The sequence below is a fragment of the Asaia sp. VD9 genome (assembly GCF_037150015.1).
Taxonomy (GTDB): domain Bacteria; phylum Pseudomonadota; class Alphaproteobacteria; order Acetobacterales; family Acetobacteraceae; genus Asaia.
On record NZ_JBBCQM010000014.1, the window covers coordinates 22,289 to 46,705 of the forward strand.

The window sequence follows — 24,417 nt, forward strand, 5'->3', positions numbered from 1 at the left end:
TCCTGAATAGGACAGGGCGGGCGATTTCGCAAAACCATCACGATGCTGGCAGGTTGCCCATCGTCCGGATCACGGTTAGATGCGTTAACGAACCCAATTTCCTGTCGGTTGCTGCTTCGACCCCGGAGACATCCTGACTGGAACAGAAGAGAGAAGGCTTGCCGGGTCATGGAGACACAGCACGTGGCGCATCGTCGGACGACCGCCTCCCGGACGACCGCTCCCCAGCCGATGGCAGGGCGTCGTACACGCACGGTCGGCCTGCGCACAGCCTGCGCCATGTCGGCAGCCGTGCTGCTCGCCGGGTGCAGTGACGTCTCGCATATCGGGCACAGCCTGTTCGGCAAGACCACGCCCATCGTGACCGGCTATATCGGCACGGTGGTGGCCGATGAGCCGCGCGCCGCCCTGGTTGGGCGTGACGTGCTGGTTCATGGCGGCAATGCCGCCGATGCCGCGGCCGCTGTGGGTATGGCGCTTTCCGTGACACTGCCGTCGCGCGCCTCGCTTGGCGGTGGCGGTGCGTGTCTCGTCAGCCGCGGCAGCGAGGCGCCGCAGGCGTTCGTCTTCCTGCCCGCTGCGCCGCCGGCGGCGGCATCCGCCACGCGACAGGCGGCGATCCCGATGACGCCGCGTGGGTTGTTTACGATGCAACTGCGCTATGGCTCGGTCGAATTCGCCGATCTGCTTGGGCCGTCCGTGCGTCTGGCCCGCAGCGGCACCACGGTCAGCCGTGTTCTCGCACAGGATATCGCGGCCGTTTACACACCTCTTTCCGCCGACGAAGCTGCGCGGACGATCTTCAGCCGTCCCGATGGGTCGCCATTGCAGAATGGCGACGCACTGGTGCAGCCGCAGCTGGCGAGCTTCCTCGAGCGCATGACCAATCTGGGTGTGGGCGATCTCTACAACGGCGCGCTGGGCGGCATTTTTGTCGATGGCGCTAACCGCGCCGGGGCCGGCCTGACCACCGCGTCGATGCGCACGGCCATGCCGATGCAGCTTGCGGCCCTTCAGGTCGAACAGGATGGCTACACGGCGTCGTTTCTGCCGCCGCCCGCCGATGGTGGTATCGGTGCGGCAGCGGCCTTCCATTCGGGGGCCTCGGCTCAGGGCGTCGTGGGCACATGGCGCAGCGAAGACCGACACGGTCTGAGCGGTGACGCGCTGCTGAGCGCCGCCCAGACGCTGGTCAATGCGGGATCGAGCCGCTCCGGGGCTCTGCCCGCGCTGCCCGCTTCGACCTCCTATGTCGTGACCGATAACAAGGGCGGCGCGGTTGCCTGTGCCCTGACCGACAATAATCTGTTCGGCACCGGACGCATTGCCGATGGCACGGGCGTTCTGCTGGCCGCGGCACCGGGGCGCTACCCGGCGCCGCTACTTTCGGCAGCGATCCTGCAGCGCCGGGGCTCCCTGGTTGCGGCATTGGCCGCGTCCGGCCAGAACGATGCCGCCGATGCGCTGGCACAGGCTGCCCATGCAGCAGTATCCGGCACGACGGTACCGCATGAGGGCCAGGGCCGCGTCAATGCCTCGCTCTGCCATGGCGGCACCTGCCAGGGCGATACGGATCCCCGTGGGGGCGGCCTGTCGGTCGGTAGCGTCAACAACTGACTATGAACCCCGGAAATGCCCCCTCCTCAAGGGGGCATTTTCGCTTCTATCCCCCTTGTGCAAAAGGGGTTTGATCATGATATGTTCCCCAGAACAAAAGTGAACGATCAACACGAATCGCCTCGTGGCTGATTGCCGATCCTGCAGGTTTCGGCGAGACTGACGAGAGCGGAGGACAAGAGATGAGCGTGGACAGGACGAAAGCACTCGAGGGTGCGCTGAGCCAGATCGAACGTGCTTTCGGCAAGGGCTCGATCATGCGTATGGGGCAGCGCCCCAAGGAGCAGGCCGATGTGATCTCGACGGGGTCGCTGGGCCTCGATATCGGGCTTGGCATCGGGGGGCTGCCGCGCGGACGTATCATCGAGATCTATGGTCCGGAAAGCTCGGGCAAGACCACGCTCGCCCTGCATGCCATCGCAGAAGCCCAGAAAAAGGGGGGGACCTGCGCCTTCATCGACGCCGAACATGCGCTCGATCCTGGCTATGCCCGCAAGCTGGGCGTCGATGTGGACAATCTGCTGCTCAGCCAGCCCGATGCCGGTGAACAGGCGCTCGAGATCGCCGATACGCTGGTACGATCGGGCGCAGTCGATGTCCTTGTGGTCGACTCCGTCGCCGCCCTCGTGCCGCGCGCCGAGCTTGAGGGCGATATGGGCGACAGCCATGTGGGCCTGCATGCCCGTCTGATGAGCCAGGCCCTGCGCAAGCTGACCGGCACTGTTTCGCGCTCGAACACCATGGTTATCTTCCTGAACCAGATCCGCATGAAGATCGGCGTGATGTTCGGGAATCCAGAAACCACGACGGGCGGTAACGCCCTGAAGTTCTATGCGTCGGTGCGTCTCGATATCCGTCGTATCGGCTCGATCAAGGACCGCGACGAGGTGGTGGGCAACCAGACCCGCGTGAAAGTGGTCAAGAACAAGATGGCCCCGCCTTTCCGTCAGGTCGAGTTCGACATCATGTATGGCGAGGGGATCAGCAAGGTCGGCGAACTGATCGATCTGGGTGTCAAAGCGAATATCGTCGAGAAATCGGGCGCATGGTTCTCCTATGACAGCACCCGCGTTGGCCAGGGCCGCGAGAACGCCAAGCAGTTCCTGCGCGATCACCCTGAGATGGCGGCTGATATCGAACGACGCATCCGTGAGCAGGCTGGCGTGGTGGCCGAGGCTCTGATGACCTCGCCCGACGAACAGCAGGATGACGACGGCGAGGTCTGATCCTGCCGCGCCTCAAGGGCCTTTTCCTGGCATGAAAAGGCTCAGGAATGAGCGCGCTTTGACGTGATGGGGGTGCTTCCACATTGGGCGTTGCCCCACGCCCCATCAAAGGACGGTCGTCCTTTGGAAACCCCTCGGCGGGAAGCGGAGCGGTATCCTGCGCCGGGCACAGGCGGATTCTGCTCGCTTGTGCTCTATGAAAGAGCGCTACCCCAGAATTTCCAAGGCGGTCGTGCGCTCCTCTCCAGTCCCGTTCAAGGCAGCGGGAGAGCCGCAGCCCTCAAGAAGTCTTAAACGCACATAACAGTCGTCAATGGCGCACAGCCGTGCGGAAAGACTGGAATATGGGCTCGCTTCTGCGTGGCTGATCGAGAGGGCTGCAGACCCCGTCAGGCGCCATGGGTTGGAATCCATCACAAGCAAGAGAGAAAAGCGTCAGAACGCCTTTATTTCACTTGCGGAACTAAGTGGCAGCATACCATGGTCATTTCATAACGAAATGTAAACGATCTCCGGGCTTCGCTCGGGTGAGTGACCTGGAGCGCCTCATGGTAAGCTTTCCTTGGCGATATCGGCTGTTCGCAGCGACCCTGCTCTCATGCGCTGTCACCGATTCATGCGCAGCGCGTCTCTGGGCCCGTACGGTCCCGGCAGAAAAACCGGCCAGTGGCCATCATAGGGGTGAGAGGCAACCGGATCGTGTTGGCTCGGTAACGAATATGGCCGCTCTGCCCGAGGAAATCGCGGTGCATGGGGGCATGAAAACGGCTGATGGGGTCACGAATACCACGCCGGGGGGCGGACTCATGCCCCGCGAGACGGCCCCGCGTTCGCAAAGCGGTGTCACGCGTGACTATATCGCCAAGCAGACGCCCTCAACCTCTATCGTCAACCTCATGGCGAGCTTGCCGGGGGTCGTATCAGCCAAAGTGGATCCGTTGGGAATGGCGGCAGGCGACATGATGACCATGCGCGGCCTGACGCAAAGCCAGGTTGGCTTTCTCTTCGAGGGCGCGCCTGAGGCGGATCCTATTAACTACGGAATCTCTACGGCCACTCTTGTCGACAGCGAAAATCTCGGATCGCTTACCGTGTCCCAAGGTTCGCCTGATATCGATGCGCCGCTGATAAACGCAGCAGGCGGTCAGATTGCGGCCTTCGAGATCGATCCCTCTCACAAGGCGGGTGGGTTTATCGAGGGGATGGGAGGTACCCATAGCGGCAACAAGGAGTTCCTGCGTCTCAATACGGGAGATATCGGACATTCCGGCATACGCGGTTTTGCGTCGTTCTCGCATACATCCACCAATAACTGGCGAGGACCCGGGCGGCAGGAACGTTACCACGTTGATTCCAAATGGGTAAAGGAGTGGGGTGACGGTAATAGCGTCAAGGCAGTCTTCGCCTTTACCCAGCAATTCAATAACGGAACGCTTGCGCCGACCTTGGCCCAGTGGAAACAATACGGATATAATTACAACCTGTCGGGGCAGTACACCCCCGGCGACGTGACTTATTATGGGTTGTCGCGGCAGAACAACAATATGATCAATGTGATCCTGCCCGCGCATTTTCGCCTGTCCCATGAACTGGAACTGACCACGACACCCTATTTCATCAAGCAATGGGGACCCTCCGATGGTGGAGAGAATATCCCCGTTTCGGGTGGGTATTTCGGGAATGTCCCTTATGGAATGGGCACGTCTTCCTATGAGGCGCTCAACCTTCCGTATCAGACCAACAATATGCTGAGCACGGTTCTACGCGATCCCTGGGAGCAGCGTATGGGCGCGGTCAACACAGCGCTCAAATGGACGCACGGCAATAACAGTCTCACATTTGGCTGGTGGTATTCCTATACGAGCCATGAGGAGCGCTATCAGTTCCTGTTGCTCGATTATGCAGGCAGGAGGGTAGGGGGATATGGCTATGATCCCATCCGTTTTGCCAATGGCGACATTCTGAGCGGCGATAATCTCAATTTCTGGCAGCAGCAGAATGCGCTCTATCTTGCGGATACGCTCAAGCTGCTTCACGGGAAGCTCGAACTCAGCGCTGGGTTCAAGGCCGTCATGCTGCAACGCGAAGGGACGAATAACGTGCCAGGAGCGAGCCCCTGGAAAAGCGGTGGCAATTATTTCGAGCCATTGCCCCAGTTCTACGCCACCTATCACATCGATCCGCATAATCAGGTCTATATCAATGGCACGACGGCGTTTCGCGCGCCTGTTTCGACCGAGGCTTACGTGCCGGACTATGACCCCAATGCCGGGCAGATCTCGGCCGTTGGTAATCTGAAGCCCGAATATACGATCAGCGAGGAGATCGGGTACCGTCATTTCGGGTTCTGGAATTTCTCGATCGCTGCGTTCAATCTCAACATGACCAATCACAACATCTCGTCCTCCGGGTATATTCCGGGCTCGACCCTTGTTGTTGCGCTGCCGATCAATGCGGGCGGACAGACCTCACGGGGTATCCAGGGAGAATTCGGCCTGAGGCCCTGGCATCATTTCAGTCCCTATCTGTCGGGCCAGTATCTGCACTCCACCATGGATAACGACTTCGCGGTGAGCGGGCAGGTGCTGCCCACACGGGGCAAGATTGCGGTTGGCTCCCCCAAATTCACCGGGGCCGTCGGCCTGCAATATGATCAGGGGCATTTCTTCGGGAATTTCAACCTGCGCTACACGGGCGGCCAGTACACGACCTTCATGAATGACGAGCATATCCCCGGATATGTGACTTCCGATCTGACGCTCGGCTATCGCCTGTCATCCATCGGCCCTGCGAAGCATCCGCAGATACAGATCAATTTCACCAATCTGGGGGGGAATCATTATCTTGCCATGGCCGGTAGCACGACGGCGAATGCGCGTGACACGCTCAGCCGGAGCGGGGTCGTAGTGCCGGGTTCATCGCCCATCTATCTTATCGGCGCGCCCTTCGGTGTCTACGCCACTGTATCGAGCGGGTTCTGAGCATGCGCGAGCGGTATAGGGGGGCTCCATCCCCCTCCGACGGTATTGCCCTGGGCAGGGGGCGCGTCGAGTCACTCGACGTCCTGCGCGGTCTGGCCATTGCCCTGATGATCCTGGTCAATAACCCCGGCGACTGGGCGCATACCTTCTGGCCCTTGCTTCACGCGCACTGGAACGGTCTGACCCTGGCGGATCTCGTTTTCCCCAGCTTCTTGTTCATCATGGGCTGTGCCATTCCATTCGCGCTCGGGCGGCGCCTTGAGAAAGGGGAACGACGCTGGCGGCTCTGGCGCGAGATCGCACAGCGCAGCGTCGCTCTGGTCCTGCTCGGGATAGGTCTGAACGCTCTGGGTCACGGCGGTTTTCACGATCTGCGTGTCTATGGTGTCTTGCAGCATCTGGGCGTCTGCTACGCTTTCGGGGCGGGACTCTATCTTGCAGGGTTGCGTTTGCGAGGCCTGTCTGTTGCGGCAGCCTTGCTGGTTTTGGTCTATTACCTGCTCCTGCTCGCCTTCCCGGAGGCTGCTGCGGGCGGTCCTGCTTTCATGAATCCCCATGGCAATCTTGCGGCGCGGCTCGACCGGCTGGCCATGGGGGCGCTGCATGACCTGACCGGCATGGGCGTGCTGTATGAGGGCGATCGTGATCCTGAGGGCCTTCTGACGCTGGTGCCAAGCGGCGCGACGCTTTTACTCGGCATTCTGTCGGGCATCATCATACGTCAGGACCAGCGGGAGCACCCAAGGCGTATTCTCGGCTTTTTGCGTCTTACCGGAGGCGGATTGCTCGTGACGGGCCTTGTATGGTCGCTGATCTTCCCGTTGAACAAGAATCTCTGGACGAGCAGTTATGTGCTGGTCTGCGGTGGTCTCGATATGCTTGCCCTCTCCTGGCTCTATGACTGGGTCGATGTGAGGCAGGCTCAGCGGGGCAATACGGCACTGCGCGGCATGGTGCGTGTCGGGGTGGTCTTCGGCGCGAACCCGATCGTGGCGTATCTGTTCTCTGAAATCCTTGCCATCGTAATGGGCTGGCACTGGTCGGCTGCCGCTACCCTTCCCGCCGGGAGCTGGCTCTACGAAAATCTGTTCGGTCCGGCTCCTGCCAGCGATGGAGCCTCTCTGATCTATGCGGTTGCCTATGTCGCGGTCTGTTTCATCCCGAGCTATTGGCTCTGGCACCGAAAGATTGTCATCAGGCTCTGAAAAAGCGTCTCGTGCGGAGAGGCTGACGGGGCATAGCGTCAGCTCCTCCAGGCGGGTGTGTGTTTTTCGCCCCCACCTCGCCTCGGCGGTCACTGCGACTGGCTGGCTGTGCGCTCGATCACCGGATCCGCAGACGGCCAGTATGCAGCTGCCAGGTCGTTCTGACAGGCCTCGATCTGCTCCTGTATCCAATGCATGCATTCGTGCAGCCCGCGAATGATGATCTCTTCCGCGGTCTGGTCTTCAAGCATGGCACGCAGTTCCGAGAGGCGTTCCTGCACGGGGGAGGACTGACGGCGCAGATTGTAATGGGTCGATAGCGCACCCAGCACTGAATCGGCATGGCGCAGATTGAGGGCGAGAGAACGCGGAAAGCCTTCGTTCTTGAGCAGGAAGCCGACCACATTTGCCGGGGTGGTGGTGACGGGCTTGAGCCTGCGAAAGGCGTGATAGGCCGCGGCCGAACGCAGAACCGACGCCCATTGCGCCATGTCGATCTCGGAGCCGACCTCAGCGGCGTTAGGCAAAAGCGTATGATAGCGCGTATCGATCAGCCGGGTGATCTGGTCGCTCTGCTCCAGATGTCGACCCAGGAGATAGAACAACCATGCCTGGTCCCGATACAGCGTTCCAGAGGTGATGCCACTATGAGACTGGCAATCGAGCTTGATCCGGTTGCATAGCGCTGAAAGGCCGGTGCGCCTGATATCGGCGTCACTCAGATCGAGCATCCAGCGTGTGAAGACATTGAGCTGCATCCACATTTCGGTCGAGATCAGGGGACGTGCCGAACGGGCGTTCTCGCGTACGAAATGCGCCATGGACTTGATCGATCCCGGATTGGAGCAGTCAGTGATGTAAAAGCGCAGGTAATCGTCTTCACGCGGGTTGGGATAGCATTCGCGAAAACGCTGCTCATCCGAGTTGATCTGCACGATCGTGTCCCAGACGGGCCTGCCATCCGGTCCTCGCACGAAGGCTTCTGTCACCTCCAGAACACGCGCCAGGTTTTCGATGCGCTCCATATAGCGCGCGAGCCACATCATGTTCTCGGCATAGCGCGAGAGCAGCGTGTTGAGGTCGGGGAGCATCCCGTGCAGCGGGGGCGAAAAACGTGTCATGCGGACATCACCCATGTATCCTTGGACCCGCCGCCTTGTGACGAGTTGACAACCAGAGAGCCCTTGCGCAGCGCCACACGGGACAGGCCGCCCGGCAGAACCCAGGTCGAGGCCCCTGTGACGGCGAAAGGCCTCAGATCTACGTGACGGGCTTCTACCCCGGCAGGACAAAGCGTAGGCACAACGGAAAGGTCGATGACAGGCTGGCTGATGTAATTGGCCGGGTTCTCGATCAGTTTCTCACGAAAAGCCTCGAGTTCGTCCGCGCTGGCATGGGGGCCGATGATCAGGCCGTATCCACCTGAATCGCCCACCGGCTTTACAACCAGATTGCCCAGATTATCCAGCGTATGGGCCAGTCCTTCTGGCTCGGCGCAGATATGCGTCTCGACACTGTCCAGAATGGGATCCTCACCCAGGTAATATCGGATGATGCGCGGCATGTAGGCATAGACAGCCTTGTCATCCGCAACACCCGTGCCCAACGCATTGGCCAGTGTCACATTGCCCCGGCAATAGGCATCCACCAGCCCAGGGACGCCGAGAAGGCTTTCGGGATTGAAGGCGAGAGGATCGAGAAAGGCATCGTCGATTCGTCGATAGATCGAGTGAACCGGTCGCAATCCTGCGACGGTGCGCATATAAACGTGATGATTTTCAACGACCAGATCGCGCCCCTCGACAAGAGGAACGCCCATCTCACGGGCAAGAAATACATGCTCGAAGTACGCGGAATTATAGATGCCCGGTGAGAGAAGAACCACCTGGGGATCGACAATACCCGCAGGGGCAACGTCGCACAGGGCACGATGCAGGCGCACACCGTAATCGTCCACGGAGCGCAGGGCGATGCCCGAGGCCAGATCAGGCATGAGCCGTAGCATCATGTGTCTGTTCTCGATCACATAGGACACGCCTGACGGGGTGCGGGCATTATCCTCGAGCACCAGAAACCGACCGGAGCGATCCCGTATCAGGTCAGTGCCGTTGATATGCACATAGACACCGCCAGGAACGTCGACACCGATCATTGCTTCGCAATAATTGGCGTTCTTGAGCACGAGATCCGACGGAATGATCCCGTCATCAAGGATGCGACGGTCGTGATAGATGTCCCACAGAAAAAGGTTGATCGCCTTGACGCGCTGCTGCACGCCACGTTCGACGAAAGCCCATTCCTCGGCAGTCAGCAGGCGGGGGATCATGTCGAAAGGCAGGATGCGATCGATCGCCTGTCGCTCGGTATAGACCGTGAAGGTAATCCCAAGCCGCCAGAGTTGACTCTCTGCATCGGCGGTGCGATCGCGCAGGTCCTTGAGAGAGAGATGGGACAGTCTTTCCTGCACCTCCCGTAATGCCTCTGGCAATTCATCGCCCCGATTCATCAGTTCACAGTAAAACTGTGGCCTGTCATAGGTTGAAAAAATACCGGCTTCCTGAATTGGCGAGGCGTCAGACGCCATATTTTCTCACCTTCTGGTTCGGAATGACGTGATGTATCCTGGTCCGAAACGTTACGGATTATTATTAAACTACCAAACTCCGGAGCTTGCCAAGATATAAAACGGCGGGGCAGAAATCATCGTGAGGCCCGAAGGACTCACAAGACCAGTCGTGCAAAAACCGCGTTCGGGCGATATGGTTGCCATGTCGTCGTGTGCTGACCTGCACGAGGGCTGGGCCCCATGATCCTGATCGGGTGAGGGGGCTTGTCGTCATGGGTTTGCTCTTGCCGAGCAGAAGGAGTTGGGAAGTCCACGTCATGAGATCGTGCCTCGGGGGGCAGGGACGGCCATGAGCAGGCCGATCCTGCTCAATCACCGCACAACCTATCGTTATGACCGTATGGTCTCGCTCGGCCCCCAGACGATTCGTCTGCGGCCACCCTTGCGTATGCGCAACGCGATCACGACCTACGCCCTCTCGATCGGTCCCAGTCACGCCGGGCTGACCTGGGGGCAGGACAGTCATGACAATCTCGTGTCTCAGGTGATCTTTTCGGAGCGCATGTCCGAATTCGTGGTCGATGTCAGCATGATTGTCGACCTAGCGCCTTATGACCCGTTGCCTGCCTTGTCACCCGGAGGGGGCGCAGCAGAACCCCTCGACCCGACCTATCGGCGCCCCGTGGTCGAGGCGAATGTGCTGACCGCTTTCCTCCAGGCAGATGACCCCTCTCCCGTGGGGACGCATCTTGCACGTCTGACCACGCTCGCGCGCCGTATCGCGACCAGACTGCACTACATGCGGCGCATGGAGCCCGGCGTCTGGGCACCGGGTGAAACCCTGGCGCGTGAGGCCGGATCCTGTCGCGACAGCGCCTGGCTCCTCATCGCTCTGGCGCGCCATCTGGGGTACGCTGCGCGTTTCGTGTCGGGCTATCTCGTCGAGCCTTCGGCCTTGCAGGTGGATCCTGATCGACTGACCTGCGATCTGCATGCCTGGGCCGAGATCTGGGTTCCGGATCAGGGCTGGGTTGGGTTCGACACGACATCAGGGTTGATCACCGCGCAAAATCACATACCGCTCGCGGCCTCGGATACGCCGGATGCCGCAGCACCTGTCTCGGGATTGCTCGACCGGTGCGATGCCGAATTCGATGTTCTGATGCAGGCGCATTATCTTCACAGGGAACCAAAACCCTGACGACGGGTTCCGGCTGGTATCGCCACCGGGATGATCGATCCGTGAAACTCTTTTCCTGCGAATGCTGCGCCCAGCCCCTGTTCTTCGAAAACACGCGCTGCGAGTCTTGCCACCACGCTGTGGGCTATCTGCACAAGGTTGCCGATCTGACGGCGCTCAATCCGGGCCAGGAGCCCGATTTGTGGCTCCCCATGGAGCCGGGCTTCGAGAGCGTGCCGCATCGCTATTGCGCCAATCATGCCCATGACGCCTGTAACTGGCTTCTCAGCCCGGAGGAATCGGCGCGTGGACCGCTCTGCTACGCGTGTCAGTTCAATCGCACGATCCCTGATCTGGCTGACCCCAGGAATCTGGAACGCTGGCGCAAGATTGAAATCGCCAAGCACCGGCTCTTCCACGCCCTGATCAGACTCAGACTACCCATCGTAAGCCGTCTGCAGGACCCGGAAAACGGGCTTGCTTTCGATTTTCTTGAAGACGCGCCAGACGGGTCAGCCCCGGTCATGACGGGGCATAGCGATGGTCTGATCACTCTGGCCATACGCGAGGCGGATGATGCGCAGCGTGAGCGCCTGCGGGTCGAGATGGGCGAATATTACCGAACGCTTCTTGGCCATTTCCGTCATGAAATCGGACATTATTACTGGAATCTTCTGATACGGGATGGCGGCAGGATCGAGCGATGCCGCGCGGTGTTCGGTGATGATCGCCAGGATTATCAGGAGGCACTCAAGGCGCATTATGCGGGACCGCCGCCCGAGGACTGGCAGGCGCATCACGTAAGCGTCTATGCGGCGTCTCACCCTTGGGAGGATTTCGCCGAAACCTGGGCGCATTACCTCCATATTGTCTCCACGCTCGAAACGGCCTGGCTTTATGGGATCGTCATTGCCCCGCTGACACCAACCGCGCCGGAGTTCTCGGCTCCAGCCATAGGGGGGGATCCGTATCTGACGCTTGGTTTCGACGAGATCATGAATGCGTGGCTGCCGCTCAGCATGGCGGTTAACAGCCTTAATCGCTCGATGGGGCTACAGGATTTCTATCCCTTTGTACTGACCAGCAGCATCAGGGAAAAGCTGGGCTTCATTCATGACGTGATTCGCGAGACCCAGGCGGCGAACGCCCCTTGAGGGGCGTGCTGCTCAGGTGTTCAGGAGATCGGCCAACGGCGCGAGATAGGCGTCAAGCGCCACGCGCAGGGGCATGAGATAGGCATTGTCCCCGCGCGCGCGAATTTCCGTCAGGATCGCACGGGCAAAAGCAATGTTTGCGTCAAGGCTGGGCTCGAAGTCCCTGGGGAAGACCACGTGGTTCACGCGTTCCCAATAGCCACGTGCCTTGGGGCCAATCACCGGAGAAAGTCCCCAGAACACCACATCATTTTCGAGCCATGAGGCGCTAAGCTCGAAAAAGCGCTCGTCGAAGAGTGGCTGAGTAAAGAACCCGGCCGCACCTGCGTCTCGCTTTTGCTTGATATCGTCCAGTTCCTGCCAAGGCGCCCGTCGATAGGGATCAAAGGCCGCGTAGACCTTGAGATGTGGAGCCTCGCGCTGATAGCGGGCGATGATCTGAGCCGAGCTGTTGGGCCAACTCGGATGGCTGTCATCGGGAGGGGGGTCGCCCGCAATGACCAGAATTTCTCGGATGTCCTCCTGCTCGGCGCAGGGCAGGGGGGCAGTCGGGGCGATGTCCGTGGCGCGTATGTGCGGGATCGCGGCAAAGCCTTGGCGATGCGCCAGAGCTGCCCCATCCCATGAGCGCAGGGGCAGGCGCAGAAGATCGGGCAGATTGATGGTGGTCACACCGGGGACGAGGTTTTTCACCTGGTCCAGATCGGCATTGAGGCTTTGTGCGTCGCGGGGGATCAGTTCGATCGCGACGCGGCTCGAGGGTCGTGTCATCGGGGCTGCGCGTCCAGGGCAATCCGAGCGGCCTGAAGCGTGTTGTGCAGCAGGCAGGCAATGGTCATGGGGCCGACACCGCCCGGTACAGGGGTGATATGGCCGGCAATGGGAGCTGCTTCATCGAAGGCGACATCCCCGACGAGACGGGTCTTGCCATCTGCCGTCGCGATGCGTGTGATCCCGACATCGATGACCGTGGCCCCAGGCTTGATCCAGTCGCCGCGTACAAGGCCGTTCTTGCCGGTTGCGACCACGAGAATATCGCCTTCACGCGCGAGACTGCGCGCGTCTTTCGTATCGATATGCCCGACCGACACCGTGCAGCCTTCGCGCAGAAGGAGTTGGGCCATGGGTTTGCCCACCAGATTGGACGCACCGATGATGACGGCATGCAGGCCGCGCAGCGCGGGCAGGGTTTCCTGAAGCAGCATGAGGCACCCGAGCGGTGTGCAGGGAACGAGCCCGTCAATGCCAAGGCTCAGGCGCCCGGCATTTACCTCACCCAACCCATCCACATCCTTGTGTGGGGCGATGGCGTTGGTGACGACAATCGGGTCGAGCTGGGGAGGGAGAGGGAGCTGCACGAGAATGCCATGGATCTGCGGATCGGCATTCAGCCGGGCGATCAGCTCGATCAGTTCGTCCTGTTCCGTCGTCTCGGGCAGCATGTGCATGAAGGACCGCATGCCCGCGCGATGGGTCTGGATGGCCTTGTTCTTGACATAGACCTCGCTGGCTGGGTCATTACCCACAAGAACCACGGCCAGTCCCGGAATCTTGCCCGTCCGTTCACGCAGCGTCTCGGCCTCGGCCTTGACGCGGTCCGTCAGGCGGCGGGCGATAGCCTTGCCGTCGATGAGCTTTCCTGTCAGCGCTGGATCGTGTTTCATGAGGGTGATTCCTGTTGCAGGGGGCCAATGCCGGTTACGACCTGCTGACGGGCCTGTAAACGAAGTGAGGAACGGACGTGACCGAGGCAATACGCAAGAACTTCGCCAGTGACAATATTGCGCCAGCCTGCCCGGCGGTGATGGAGGCTCTGGAGCGGATCAATCACGGATCGGCAGCTGCTTATGGAGAAGATGATGGGACCGCGCAGCTGAGGGCTCTGGCGGGCGACGTGTTTGAACGCGATGTCTGGGTATTTCCGGTAGCCACGGGCACGGCAGCAAACAGCCTGGCCCTGTCGACCGCGACCGATCCCTTCGGCGCCGTGATCTGCGATCAGAGTGCCCATATCGCCAATGACGAGGGGGGCGCGCCCGAATTCTTCATGCATGGCGCCAAGCTCCTGCCGATACCCTCCGCCGATGGGCGCATGGTGCCATCTGATCTTGACCGCGCCCTGCGCGCGAATATCGGCCATGGTGTGCATACGAGTCCTGCTCAGACCCTGTCTTTGACCCAGAGCACGGAGTGGGGAACGGTCTATACGCTCGATCATCTCAGGGCTCTGACCGATCGCGCGCGTGAAGCGGGGCTCGCCACCCATCTCGACGGAGCGCGTCTAGGCAATGCCGTGGCCGCGCTGGGCTGCCGTCCTGCCGATGTCAGCTGGCGAGCAGGGTTCGATATGATCAGTTTCGGAGGCACCAAGAATGGGGCCATGGCGGCAGAGGCCGTGATGATTTTCCGCGAGGATCTGGCAAAGAATTTCCTGCGCCGCGTCAAGCGCAGCGGTCATCTCTGGTCCAAGCAGCGCTATCTCAGCGCCCAGCTTCATGCCTTGCTCACAGATGATCTGTGGCTGCGCAATGCGGGGCACGCCAACACCATGGCGCAGAGACTGGCCCATGGGCTGCAACGCCACCCCGCAGCCTCACTTCCCTTCGATGTGCAGGGGAACGAGGTCTTTGTCGTCCTTCCAGAGCGCAGCGTTGCAGACCTGGAAGCGCAGGGTTTCGGCTTTTATCGCTGGTCGACGCCGCCCGGAATTGACGGCGTGCTTATCCGTCTCGTGACCTGCTGGGCCACGGAAACCGCCGATGTGGATGACTTTCTCGCAGCGCTCTGAATACGTCCAGCTGGGTTGTCAGGCAGGAGAGAAACAGAAAAAGGCGCGGACCCATCGGGACCGCGCCTTTTTTGGTCGGAAAACCGGCTGCCCTGTAAGGCGCAGACGATTCAGAAGCCGATCATGGCATCGCCACCGAAGGTGAAGACGCCGCTGTTGCGTCCATCATTGAAGGGGGTGGTGCCATTGAGCGAGCGGTCGAAGCGGATCTCGGGACGGAGTGCGAACACGCGCACGCCATGACCAAGGTCGGGCTTGTAGGTCACGCCGAGGGTAAGCGCACCATAGGTCGTGGCCGGAGCGGATTCGGCAGGCGCATAGCCGCCCTTGAAGGCGTTCATATAGGCCTGGTTGTTCAGGAAGCTCACGACGAACAGACCCGTGCTGTCGCGATAGAGTTCGCCACGATAGTTGAAGGTCAGGCTGGGCGTGATCTTGTAACCTGCAAAGGTGACCACGCTCCAGGTCTCCGCGTGGAGACCGTTGTCATGCAGGAAATTGAACTCACCCGTCAGGCTCAGCTTGTCTGTCGGGGTGTAATAGGCGGCGATATCGTTCCAGAAGCGCTGCGCCGTGTTGGCGATCGGCCCCAGCGCGCCCACGCCGTTTTCCGGGCCGACGCGTGACAATTCGACGATGTTCAGCTTGCCGTCTGCGAGGCCGTTCACGTTGAAGCCGAAATATCCGGCTGCGGCATTGTTGTTGTCATTACCGCCGAAGGTGGTCTGGTTGCCGGTATCGATGCCGAAGTTGAAATCGAACATCTTGGTGATGTGCCAGTGGAACATGGCGCCAAGATGCTCGAAGGGTACGGAATACTGGGAAGTATAAGCCAAGGTGTAGAAGGGGCGCGCCGTCGGGTCGAGAACCTCGACGCCCATGGGGGCCTGCAGGATGCCGGCCTGCATGTCGATCCCGCCAGGGGTCAGAAGCGGCGCATGGACATCCACATGGGCCTGCGCCGGGATCAACTGGTAGCGATCGCCGATAGCCCGGTTGGACACGCCAAGCAGGTGATAATAGCGCGCATCGGAGCCATAGAGCCCCTGAATGGTAAAGCCGACCTGATAGGTGGATTTGGTCGGATCGATCGGCTTGGTCAGTGTCAGGCTGAGCTGGTTGAGCTGGGCCTGGTTGGCGTGATCCCCAAGGAAGTTGCCAAAATTGATGCCATTATCGGGACGCGCAGGATTGGCGGTGATGCCCCCCTCGATCAGCCCGGTCAGGACGATATCCTTCAGCCACGGGCTCTCTGCCGATTTGAAGACAGCAATCTGGGCATGGGCAGTTTCCTGCATGGCAGTCGTGGCCAGAAGCGTGAGCGCTCCGGCCGCAACGGTTTTGCGGAAATGGCGCGAAACTTGGCGAAGCAGGTTCATAACCCATCCCTATAGTAAGCTCCCGGGGGACTAATCGGCCCTTCATGGGAGTATCGTCGATCCAACAAGATCGTTTTATTTTGGAATGATAATTGTATCAACAAGGCAACAGAATTTGTTCTTAACTGTGGTTTTCAGATGACAGTGCTGTAACATGAGGGGATGACAGCCGTCAGGGTCCCGATCTCTTCCAGTATCGGGAGGAAAACGCGGTGCAAGACACGATTTTCTCGCGCAAATCCGGAACCTCGTGATGATAGCCAGGCTTTGCTCTCGATATCATGACAAAATGTGACATCGTTATTTGATCGGAATGATGATGGCGCGGTCCTGACTCTCGGGCCGGCATCGGCGTGCCTTGCAAGCGCAGACCTCCTCATCCGATCCTCGATACGGGCCTCCCGACCCTATCCTGTCCGGGAAACGTGATTGGCGTGCTGATCATTTCGTATCATGCTGGTCCGGACCCCAAGGGGCCGACCTTGCCCATATGGAGCGACGCGCATGACCACACGCCATATCCTGTGCTTCGGCGATTCTCTCACCTGGGGCTGGATGCCTGTCCCTTCAGGAACGCCCAGCACACGCTATCCCTTCGAGCAGCGCTGGACCGGAATCATGGCCCGTGCTCTGGGGGACGGCTTCAGGGTGATCGAGGAGGGGCTGAGCGCGCGAACGACGAGCATTGCAGATCCCAATGACCCGCGTCTCGACGGATCGGCTTATCTGCCGGCCGCTCTGGCCAGCCATATGCCGCTCGATCTGGTGATCATCATGCTGGGGACGAATGACACCAAGGCCGTCTATCGTCGAACCCCCCATGAAATCGCCCGGGGCATGGCCGCATTGGCGATGCAGGTTGCCAGAAGCGCAGGCGGCGTGGGGACGGCCTATCCGGCACCGGCGCTTCTGATTGTCGCGCCGCCCGCGCTCAAACCGATCCCGGGGGCCTGGCTCGCGGCTGAATTTGCCGGGGCGCAGCTGAAATCCGAGGCGTTGGCCGAATCTTATCAGGCTCTGGCTCAGGCGGGAGATGTGAATTTTCTCGATGCGGGGGCTCATATCACCACAGAGGGAAGCGACGGTGTGCATTTCACGCCTGAGAATAACCGTGTTCTGGGCGAGGTCATGGCGCAGAAAGTGCTGGAGATTCTGGCTTGAAGCCGATCCGTCTGGATCTCCTTGGTAACACAATCACGAAAGGGTGATATTTAGGCCACACCCTCTCGGTAGAACATGACCGCGTGGTTAACTTAAATTGCGAATGACTCGCAGTATCGGTATGGCTCTGCCGTTTTCTCACGGCAGGACATTCTTATGCGCGCGGATTTCACCCGGACGGGTCTGGCGATGTGTGTTTCCCTCATGGCGCTTATGGCGGGGAGCGCCCAAGCGCAGGACCAGCAGCAGAAAGACGCGGGGCACCCCAAACAAGGCCGGCAGGCTTCGGGGCGTGCTGCCTCCGGAATCCCGGCCCGCGCGGCTGCGGCCAGCAAAACCGAGCATCTGACGGTACGCGGTCAGAAGGGGGCGACGATCGCTTCCTCGGCAACCAAATCCTCGACGCCGCTTATCGAGACCGCCCAGTCCGTCACGGTTGTCACGCGAAACGAGATGGATATTCGGGGCGTGCTGACGCTCAACCAGGCCATACGCTATGCGGCGGGAATCACGCCTGACCTGCGCGGCGGTGTGGGAACACGCTATGACCTGTTTCAGCTGCGCGGATTTACCATTCCTGAATTTCTGGATGGGCTGCGCCTGCAGGACAGCCCGACAGGATATGCCATCGCCCAGGTCGATACGTCGCGCCTCGAGCGACTGGAGATCCTGAAGGGACCGGCCTCGGCGCTGTATGGCCAATCCAGCCCCGGCGGTCTGGTTGCGCTTTCCAGCAAGCTGCCCACGGATCGCGCCTCTTACGGGTCTGTCAATGCCACGGGAGGCATGTTCGACCTCTATCGCGTCGATGCCGATATGGGAGGCTATGCCACGAAGGATGGTCAGATCCGCTATCGTCTTTATGGCACGATCAACGGTCAGCACACGCAGCTCGTGCGTACCGGGAGCCGACGTTTCTCGATCAGCCCTTCCGTGGCTTTCGGGGGCAATGGACCCGATACCCTGACCCTTCTGGGTAATTATCAGTATGATCCCGAGGCAGGCACCTATGGAGGTGTGCCGCTCGAAGGATCGCTCAAGCCTGCGCCATTTGGTGGCTATCTGCCTCGCAATTTCTACGATGGCGATGCACGCTTCGAGAAATTCAACCGCAAGCACGGTGCGTTTACCTACATTTATAACCACCGGTTCAACGAGGACTGGAATTTCTCGACGCGCGGTCGTTATGACGACATCAAGACCCAATATCGCAGCGTCTATAATGCCGGTTACTGGGACACGGACAGCCTTCTGCCACGTTATGGCTTTGGCACGACCGAGCACACGCGCAATCTGGCCTTTGACAGCAATATTCATGGCAAGCTGCGTACAGGACCGCTCCCCCATCTGCTCATGGCGGGTTTTGATTATCAGCAGCAATGGGCCAATGAGACGGCCGGACAGAGCGCGGCACCCGATCTGGATGTCTTCGCTCCCAATTATGACATGGGGATCAACCCGCTCGAGACCTATGCGCGCTACAAGGTGAATTCGCATCAGATCGGCGTGTACGGACAGGATGAGATCCATTGGCGCGGTCTGGTGCTGACCGGCAGCATTCGTAATGACTGGTTCCGCTCACGCCAGATCGAGTATTATTCGGCCTCGAACTCGAAGCAGAGCCCGGGCCAGATCACCTGGCGCGCAGCGGGGCTCTACCACTTCAAATTCGGACTGGCGCCCTATATCAGCTATTCGACCTCGTTCCAGCCTCAGACGGGCATCGTCTCCAATGACGGCGGCAAGACCCAGGCCCAGGCAAATCCTTCCATCGGCAAACAGCTCGAGGGCGGTCTGAAATACCAGCTTCCCGGGACTCCGGTGCTGCTTACGGCGGCGGGATTTCATATCGAACAGACCAACGTGCTCGTTTCGGTGCCTAACACGATCTATAACGTGCAGAATGGTCTTGTGCATTCCGACGGATTCGAGTTCGAGGCGCATATCGATAACTGGCATAACCTGACGGTCGATGCCGCAGTCAGTGTGCAGCGCGTCCATGATGATTCGACCGGCAAGCCGCTGATCCAGTCTGGTCGAGGCAATGCCTCGCTCTTCGGGTTTTATACGCTGCCCAAGGGGCCGCTCAAATCGCTCGGTTTCGGCGCGGGAATGCGATACTCCGCCTCGGCCTATGGCGGTGAGGCCAGCTATGGCAGTGCAAATGTGCCTCAATACGCGCTGTTCGATGCGACGCTGCGCTATGATCTGGGCGAGGTTTCGCATGCCCTCAAGGGTTGGACGCTCGGCGCTAATGTCCGCAATATTTTCGACAAGAACTACGTGACCAACTGTCTGGCCTACGCCTCCTACGGTCAGGCCTTCTGTTATTACGGCGAGCGCCGTAATGCCCAGGCGACGATCGGTTTCGCCTGGTAAGATCCTGTGTCGGGATACTCACTATTCCGGCAGGCATGAAAAACCCCCGGGGCGCAGGAGCGCCCCGGGGGTTTTTGTCATGTATGCGTGTCACGCCTTCAGGGAAGACGCGACAGCCGCTCTGTCAGGACTTGATAAAACCTGTCTGAATCGACGTCGCGCATATAGAGGGCATTGGCGGGCCTACCGGTCACGCTCCAGTAATCGACAACGGTCTGGCCTGCCGAGAGCGGGCTTTGTGTCTCGATCTCGACATTGACGAGGCGACCCTGGAACAGATCGGGGCGCAGCAGCCACATGATGGTGCAGGGGTCATGCAGGGGCGCACCGGGCCAGCCATATTTCTCAAGGTCGAAACGCTCGGAAAAGCCAAGCATACCGCCTACGCAGCGACCGGCAGCGTTGCCGATGGCGCGTATGCGCCCGAGCCGTGAGGGGGTGGTCAGCACCTGATGCGTGACATCGAGCGGCAGCAGAACCACCGGTACCCCCGAGGCGAGCACGATGGCGGCGGCCTCAGGATCGACATAGGCGTTGAATTCGGCATTGGGGGTGATGTTTCCCCCCTCGAAACAGGCCCCGAGCATGGACACGACGCGATTGATGCGTGGCGCGATATCGGGGGCCTTTTGCAGAGCTGTGGCCAGATTGGTCATCGGGCCCAGCGTTACGATGGTCAGGCTGCCCTCGGGCTCGTGTCGCAGCGTCTCGATCAGGAAATCGGCCGCATGGGGAGAGTCGGCTTGTTTGGTCGGCGCAGGCAGGTCCGCACCGTCCAGTCCGCTCTCGCCATGCACATGCTCGGCGCGCACAGGCGGGCGGACCATAGGCAGGTCGCATCCGCTATGCAGCGGGATATCGGCACGTCCAGCCAGTTCCAGAATAGCGGCGGCATTGCGCGTGGTATTGGCGATGCCGCTATTGCCGCCCACAGTGAGGATCGCCTCGACCGTGATATCCTCTGGCGAGGCCAGCGCCAGCAGAATGGCAACGGCGTCGTCCTGTCCGGGGTCGGTATCGATGATGATCCGTGTGGGCGTCATGGAACGGTTCCCTGTCAGAGATTACGCCTTGCCGGCTTCTCCGGCGTCATCCCCTTCAGGGCCCTTGATCCAGGCTTCGACCTTGCCGGATACCTTGATGGTCATGGGGTTGCCCTTGCGGTCGAGTGTCTTGCCGACGGCCAGACGTACCCAGCCTTCGCTGATGCAGTATTCCTGCACATTCGTGCGCTCTTCACCGTTGAAGCGGATGCCGATGCCTTTTTCCAGCAGGGCCTCGTCATAGAACGGGCTGCCCGGTGTGGCGCTCAGACGGTCTGGCATGGTGTCGCTCATGGGATTTCCTCCGGTTTGGCGCGTGTTCCAGTTCTTGTCATGGGACATAGCCCGAGTTCCGGCTCGCGCAAAGCGCCGGAACGCAAAACGGGCGCGGGGTGTACCCACCCTCGCGCCCGTTTGGGGCAGTTTTGCGGCCGGAGGACATTATCTCCTGAGCCCATATGCCCTGGGGTGTTAGCCCAGCGTGGGCATTACGAAATCCGCTCCCTGACGGATTCCTGTCGGCCAACGCGAGGTGACGGCCTTGTATTTGGTGAAGAAGCGCACGCCTTCGGCCCCATGCATATGATGATCGCCAAACAGAGAGGCTTTCCAGCCGCCGAAGGAGTGGAACGCCATGGGTACCGGAATTGGCACGTTCACGCCGACCATGCCGGCCTGCACCCGATGGGTGAAGGCGCGTGCGCTGTCGCCATCGCGTGTGAAGATGGCGGTGCCATTGCCGAATTCATGCTCATTGACCAGCTTGAGCGCGGTTTCGAAATCGGGCACGCGCACCACCGCCAGAACGGGGCCGAAGATTTCCTCGCGATAGAGGCGCATCTCGGGTGTCACATGATCGAACAGCGACCCGCCAAGGAAGAACCCGTCCGGGTTTTGTGCCGATTTGAAATCGCGCCCATCGACCAGAAGCCTGGCGCCTTCCTCTGCGCCGAGCGTGACATAAGAGGCCACTTTGTCGCGATGGATCTTGGTGACAAGCGGTCCCATTTCGGTCGCGTCATCCGTGCCATTGCCGATTTTGAGCGCCTGCACTTTGGGGATCAGCTTCTCGATGAGCGCATCAGCTACCGGACCGACAGCCACCGCCACTGAAATGGCCATGCAACGCTCGCCGGCCGAACCATAGGCGGCCCCCATGAGCGCATCGACGGTCTTGTCGAGATCGCAATCGGGCATGATCACCGCATGGTTCTTGGCGCCGCCAAGTGCCTGCACGCGCTTGCCATGAGCTACACCGGTTTCGTGGATATAGCGGGCAATGGGGGTGGAGCCCACGAAGCTGATGGCCTGCACATCCGGGTGCTTGAGCAGCGCGTCCACGACCAGCTTGTCGCCATGCACAACCTGGAACACGCCATCGGGCAGGCCGGCCTGCTTCAGCAGATCGGCGAGAACGAGCGAGGCCGAAGGGTCGCGCTCGGAGGGCTTGAGGATGAAGCAGTTGCCACAGGCCAGAGCCATCGGCGCCATCCAGAGCGGCACCATGACCGGGAAGTTGAACGGCGTGATACCTGCGACCACGCCCAGAGGCTGGCGCATCGACCAGGCATCGATGCCGCGTCCGACCTGCTCGGTAAATTCGCCCTTGAGCAGCTCGGGCGCTCCCGTGGCGAATTCCACGACTTCCATGCCACGCGTGACTTCGCCCAGCGCATCGGACAGGACTTTGCCATGCTCCGAGGTGATGACGGCAGCCAGATCACGTGCGTGCTTCTCGATCAGGTCACGAAAACGGAAAAGGACGCGCGCACGGGCGAGCGGCGTGGTCTGCGACCAGCCAGGGAAAGCAGCCTTTGCAGCAGCAACCGCATCATCGACGTCCTTCGTATCGCCAAGGGCGAGCTGGGCCGTCACTTTGCCTGTGGCAGGGTTGAACACATCGCCGCGCTTGCTGCCATGGCCTTCGGTACGTGACCCGTTGATGTAATGCTGAATCAGACTGCTCATGTACGTCTTCCTCTCTCTCGCGGCTTTGCGGTGTATCCTCCTGGACCACCGCGCTTCTTCCGCCCTATAGCATCTAGTTGCGCGCGCCGATTTCAACTCTCGCCACTGGCCTGTGCCATACTCTGTACGGAAATTAATATTCTCTTTTTCTGGTCAGAGAAGAAAAAAAATTCCATTTTGTGTTATGCCGGGTCACGTTCCGGTGAGTGCAGGGCGATGACGTTCCTGGCCGCACCGATAGCGACGCCGGTGCCGGGCGGCAATTCCTGCTGCGCCCAAGCTCTGGGAGCCGATGCCCTATCCTGCTTGACGAAGCAGGCGTCTCTGTGCGCTGTGCATGTTCGGCATTGCAAGCGTGCCGAGTGTGTGCGGCAATCGTGGCCCTGCGCAGGGAGAGCGTGCCTGCCTGGCCATGAAACTGCCCAACTCTTGGGTCAAGCATCCCTTTCCTTCTCTGAACCGGCATGACAAAACCAGCGTTTGCCATATCCGGGCAGCCCGGCTCGACGCCTGCCCTGGGCTCGATCCGGGACCGACTTCGCCGGAACGCTCTCTTACGCCACCCTGCGGGTTTCTCTCCTTCCTTTCCTCCGAGATCAAAGAGGTCTGATGCGTTCTGTTCTTGCCATGATGGCCGTTTCCGCCCTGACCCTCACCGCCTGTGCGATGGACGCCGATGAGGATGCCGAATCGCGCTACGCTCCCGTCGCGGCCGGTCAGGCGATCACGCTCGAACAGAAGAATGCACCCATTCCGGGGGCCGCGTACCGCATGGCTTATCGCAGCACGGATGCCCATAACCCCACCCATCTGGTTGCGGTCTCCGCCGAGGTCATGGTTCCGCGTGGCACGCCGCCTGCCGGTGGGTGGCCTGTCATGGCCTGGGCGCATGGTACCAGCGGTATTGGCCTGACCTGTGCTCCCTCGATCATGGGAATAGGCGGCCCTCAGGCGAGCTTTTACGGAAGCTGGATGCGTCGAGGCTACGCCGTTGTCGCTACGGATTATCCGGGGCTGGGCGAGCCAGGTGCGGCGCTTTATCTCAATGCGAAATCCGAAGGTATGGCCGTGCTCGATTCGGTTCGCGCCGCGCGGCGTCGCTTCCCGGCGTTGAGCGGTCATGTGGTTCTGCTTGGACATGATCAGGGTGCACAGGCCGTCCTCGCAGCCTCCGCAATCGCCAGTTCTTACGCGCCAAGCCTTCAGGTCAAAGGCACGATTGCGCTCGGGGCGCCCTATTTCGATGGTGATTCGGGCCATATCCTGACGCAATCTCATGGCGCACGCCGGTTCGCACCCGGTGTCGTTTACGGATTGCTGCTCGGGGCATCGTTGGGCGCGGCAGATGCCTCCTTCGAACCATCAAGTGCCTTCAAGCCACGGGCCCTGCCGCTTTACCGCAAGGCCAGCGAACTCTGCCGCGGTGATTTTTTCGGCGCAGTCGAACATGCGGGCCTGACCCCGGAGAATACGTTCCAGCCCGACGCGGAAAATGCTCTTGCTCCCGCATTGCAATGGGCGCGCTACCCGTCGCTCAAGCTGGCCTCTCCCGTCATGCTGGGTATTGCCACGAGCGACACACAGGTTCCCCCTGCCCAGCAGGAGAAGCTGAAGCAGGCCCTATGCTCTGCGGGAACCCGCGTGAGCGTGCATCACTATCGTGTGGAGCACTCCCCGCTGCTGAACGCTGCCGAGAGCGAAGCGCAGGCTTTTGCCGATCGCAGTCTTCAGGGAGATGCACTTTCGTCCGATTGTCAGTGAGAAGAACGG

General features: G+C 60.4%; 18 protein-coding genes. 10 read left to right on the forward strand and 8 right to left on the reverse strand.

Annotated features, from left to right (window positions below; genetic code table 11):
* Nucleotides 1–168: 168 nt before the first annotated feature.
* The 4 genes from WFJ47_RS14455 (at nucleotide 169) to WFJ47_RS14470 (ending at nucleotide 7,029) form a co-directional block, all read left to right on the forward strand.
* Complete coding sequence (locus tag WFJ47_RS14455; RefSeq protein ID WP_336763906.1) at nucleotides 169–1,617, forward strand: gamma-glutamyltransferase; 1,449 nt, start codon at nucleotides 169–171, stop codon at nucleotides 1,615–1,617.
* 182 nt (nucleotides 1,618–1,799) lie between these two features.
* Complete coding sequence (gene recA, locus WFJ47_RS14460) at nucleotides 1,800–2,843, forward strand: recombinase RecA (protein ID WP_127101007.1); 1,044 nt, start codon at nucleotides 1,800–1,802, stop codon at nucleotides 2,841–2,843.
* Between the two features lie 548 nt (nucleotides 2,844–3,391).
* A complete protein-coding gene (locus WFJ47_RS14465) occupies nucleotides 3,392–5,824 on the forward strand; it encodes a TonB-dependent receptor domain-containing protein (protein WP_336763909.1) in 2,433 nt (810 codons plus the stop codon).
* A 2-nt stretch (nucleotides 5,825–5,826) separates the two neighbouring features.
* Nucleotides 5,827–7,029, forward strand: a complete 1,203-nt coding sequence (locus WFJ47_RS14470) for a heparan-alpha-glucosaminide N-acetyltransferase domain-containing protein (protein WP_336763911.1) — start codon at nucleotides 5,827–5,829, stop codon at nucleotides 7,027–7,029.
* 89 nt (nucleotides 7,030–7,118) lie between these two features.
* Here the strand turns inward: WFJ47_RS14470 and WFJ47_RS14475 are convergent, their stop codons facing one another.
* Both WFJ47_RS14475 and WFJ47_RS14480 read right to left on the reverse strand, forming a co-directional pair.
* The gene (locus WFJ47_RS14475; RefSeq protein ID WP_233582216.1) at nucleotides 7,119–8,150 is read right to left on the reverse strand and encodes an alpha-E domain-containing protein; all 1,032 of its coding nucleotides are present in this window, start codon (nucleotides 8,148–8,150) and stop codon (nucleotides 7,119–7,121) included.
* Nucleotides 8,147–9,613 (reverse strand): circularly permuted type 2 ATP-grasp protein, encoded by a 1,467-nt coding sequence (locus WFJ47_RS14480; RefSeq protein WP_127101639.1) that lies wholly within the window; start codon nucleotides 9,611–9,613, stop codon nucleotides 8,147–8,149. Before WFJ47_RS14480 ends, WFJ47_RS14475 begins: the two co-directional genes overlap by 4 nt.
* 331 nt (nucleotides 9,614–9,944) lie before the next feature.
* Between WFJ47_RS14480 and WFJ47_RS14485 the strand changes: the two genes are divergently transcribed.
* Together WFJ47_RS14485 and WFJ47_RS14490 are read left to right on the forward strand one after the other, a co-directional pair.
* Nucleotides 9,945–10,796: a transglutaminase family protein gene (locus tag WFJ47_RS14485; RefSeq protein ID WP_127101637.1), complete on the forward strand. Its 852-nt coding sequence runs from the start codon at nucleotides 9,945–9,947 to the stop codon at nucleotides 10,794–10,796.
* A gap of 41 nt (nucleotides 10,797–10,837) precedes the next feature.
* Entirely contained in the window at nucleotides 10,838–11,929 is a 1,092-nt protein-coding gene (locus WFJ47_RS14490) for a putative zinc-binding metallopeptidase (protein WP_127101635.1), read from the forward strand.
* 12 nt (nucleotides 11,930–11,941) lie between these two features.
* On the opposite strand, the gene WFJ47_RS14495 is transcribed toward WFJ47_RS14490, so the two are convergent.
* On the reverse strand, nucleotides 11,942–12,700 hold the full coding sequence (locus WFJ47_RS14495) for a methylenetetrahydrofolate reductase (RefSeq protein ID WP_336763915.1): 759 nt from the start codon (nucleotides 12,698–12,700) through the stop codon (nucleotides 11,942–11,944).
* Complete coding sequence (gene folD / locus WFJ47_RS14500) at nucleotides 12,697–13,593, reverse strand: bifunctional methylenetetrahydrofolate dehydrogenase/methenyltetrahydrofolate cyclohydrolase FolD (RefSeq protein WP_127101631.1); 897 nt, start codon at nucleotides 13,591–13,593, stop codon at nucleotides 12,697–12,699. Before folD ends, WFJ47_RS14495 begins: the two co-directional genes overlap by 4 nt.
* A gap of 77 nt (nucleotides 13,594–13,670) precedes the next feature.
* On the opposite strand from folD, the gene WFJ47_RS14505 reads away from it, so the two are divergent.
* Entirely contained in the window at nucleotides 13,671–14,717 is a 1,047-nt protein-coding gene (locus WFJ47_RS14505; protein WP_336763917.1) for a low specificity L-threonine aldolase, read from the forward strand.
* 110 nt (nucleotides 14,718–14,827) lie between these two features.
* Here WFJ47_RS14505 and WFJ47_RS14510 read toward each other — a convergent pair whose 3' ends face one another.
* Complete coding sequence (locus tag WFJ47_RS14510) at nucleotides 14,828–16,015, reverse strand: outer membrane beta-barrel protein (RefSeq protein WP_336763982.1); 1,188 nt, start codon at nucleotides 16,013–16,015, stop codon at nucleotides 14,828–14,830.
* Nucleotides 16,016–16,600: 585 nt separating this feature from the next.
* On the opposite strand from WFJ47_RS14510, the gene WFJ47_RS14515 reads away from it, so the two are divergent.
* A complete protein-coding gene (locus WFJ47_RS14515; RefSeq protein WP_336763919.1) occupies nucleotides 16,601–17,257 on the forward strand; it encodes an SGNH/GDSL hydrolase family protein in 657 nt (218 codons plus the stop codon).
* A gap of 204 nt (nucleotides 17,258–17,461) precedes the next feature.
* The gene (locus WFJ47_RS14520) at nucleotides 17,462–19,636 is read left to right on the forward strand and encodes a TonB-dependent siderophore receptor (protein WP_408868667.1); all 2,175 of its coding nucleotides are present in this window, start codon (nucleotides 17,462–17,464) and stop codon (nucleotides 19,634–19,636) included.
* Between the two features lie 98 nt (nucleotides 19,637–19,734).
* On the opposite strand, the gene WFJ47_RS14525 is transcribed toward WFJ47_RS14520, so the two are convergent.
* The 3 genes from WFJ47_RS14525 to WFJ47_RS14535 form a co-directional block, all read right to left on the reverse strand.
* Nucleotides 19,735–20,679 (reverse strand): nucleoside hydrolase, encoded by a 945-nt coding sequence (locus WFJ47_RS14525; RefSeq protein ID WP_336763923.1) that lies wholly within the window; start codon nucleotides 20,677–20,679, stop codon nucleotides 19,735–19,737.
* 21 nt (nucleotides 20,680–20,700) lie between these two features.
* The gene (locus WFJ47_RS14530) at nucleotides 20,701–20,973 is read right to left on the reverse strand and encodes a DUF3297 family protein (RefSeq protein WP_127101621.1); all 273 of its coding nucleotides are present in this window, start codon (nucleotides 20,971–20,973) and stop codon (nucleotides 20,701–20,703) included.
* 177 nt (nucleotides 20,974–21,150) lie between these two features.
* Entirely contained in the window at nucleotides 21,151–22,647 is a 1,497-nt protein-coding gene (locus WFJ47_RS14535) for a CoA-acylating methylmalonate-semialdehyde dehydrogenase (protein WP_127101619.1), read from the reverse strand.
* A gap of 609 nt (nucleotides 22,648–23,256) precedes the next feature.
* On the opposite strand from WFJ47_RS14535, the gene WFJ47_RS14540 reads away from it, so the two are divergent.
* On the forward strand, nucleotides 23,257–24,408 hold the full coding sequence (locus WFJ47_RS14540; RefSeq protein WP_336763926.1) for an alpha/beta fold hydrolase: 1,152 nt from the start codon (nucleotides 23,257–23,259) through the stop codon (nucleotides 24,406–24,408).
* Nucleotides 24,409–24,417 lie beyond the last annotated feature (9 nt).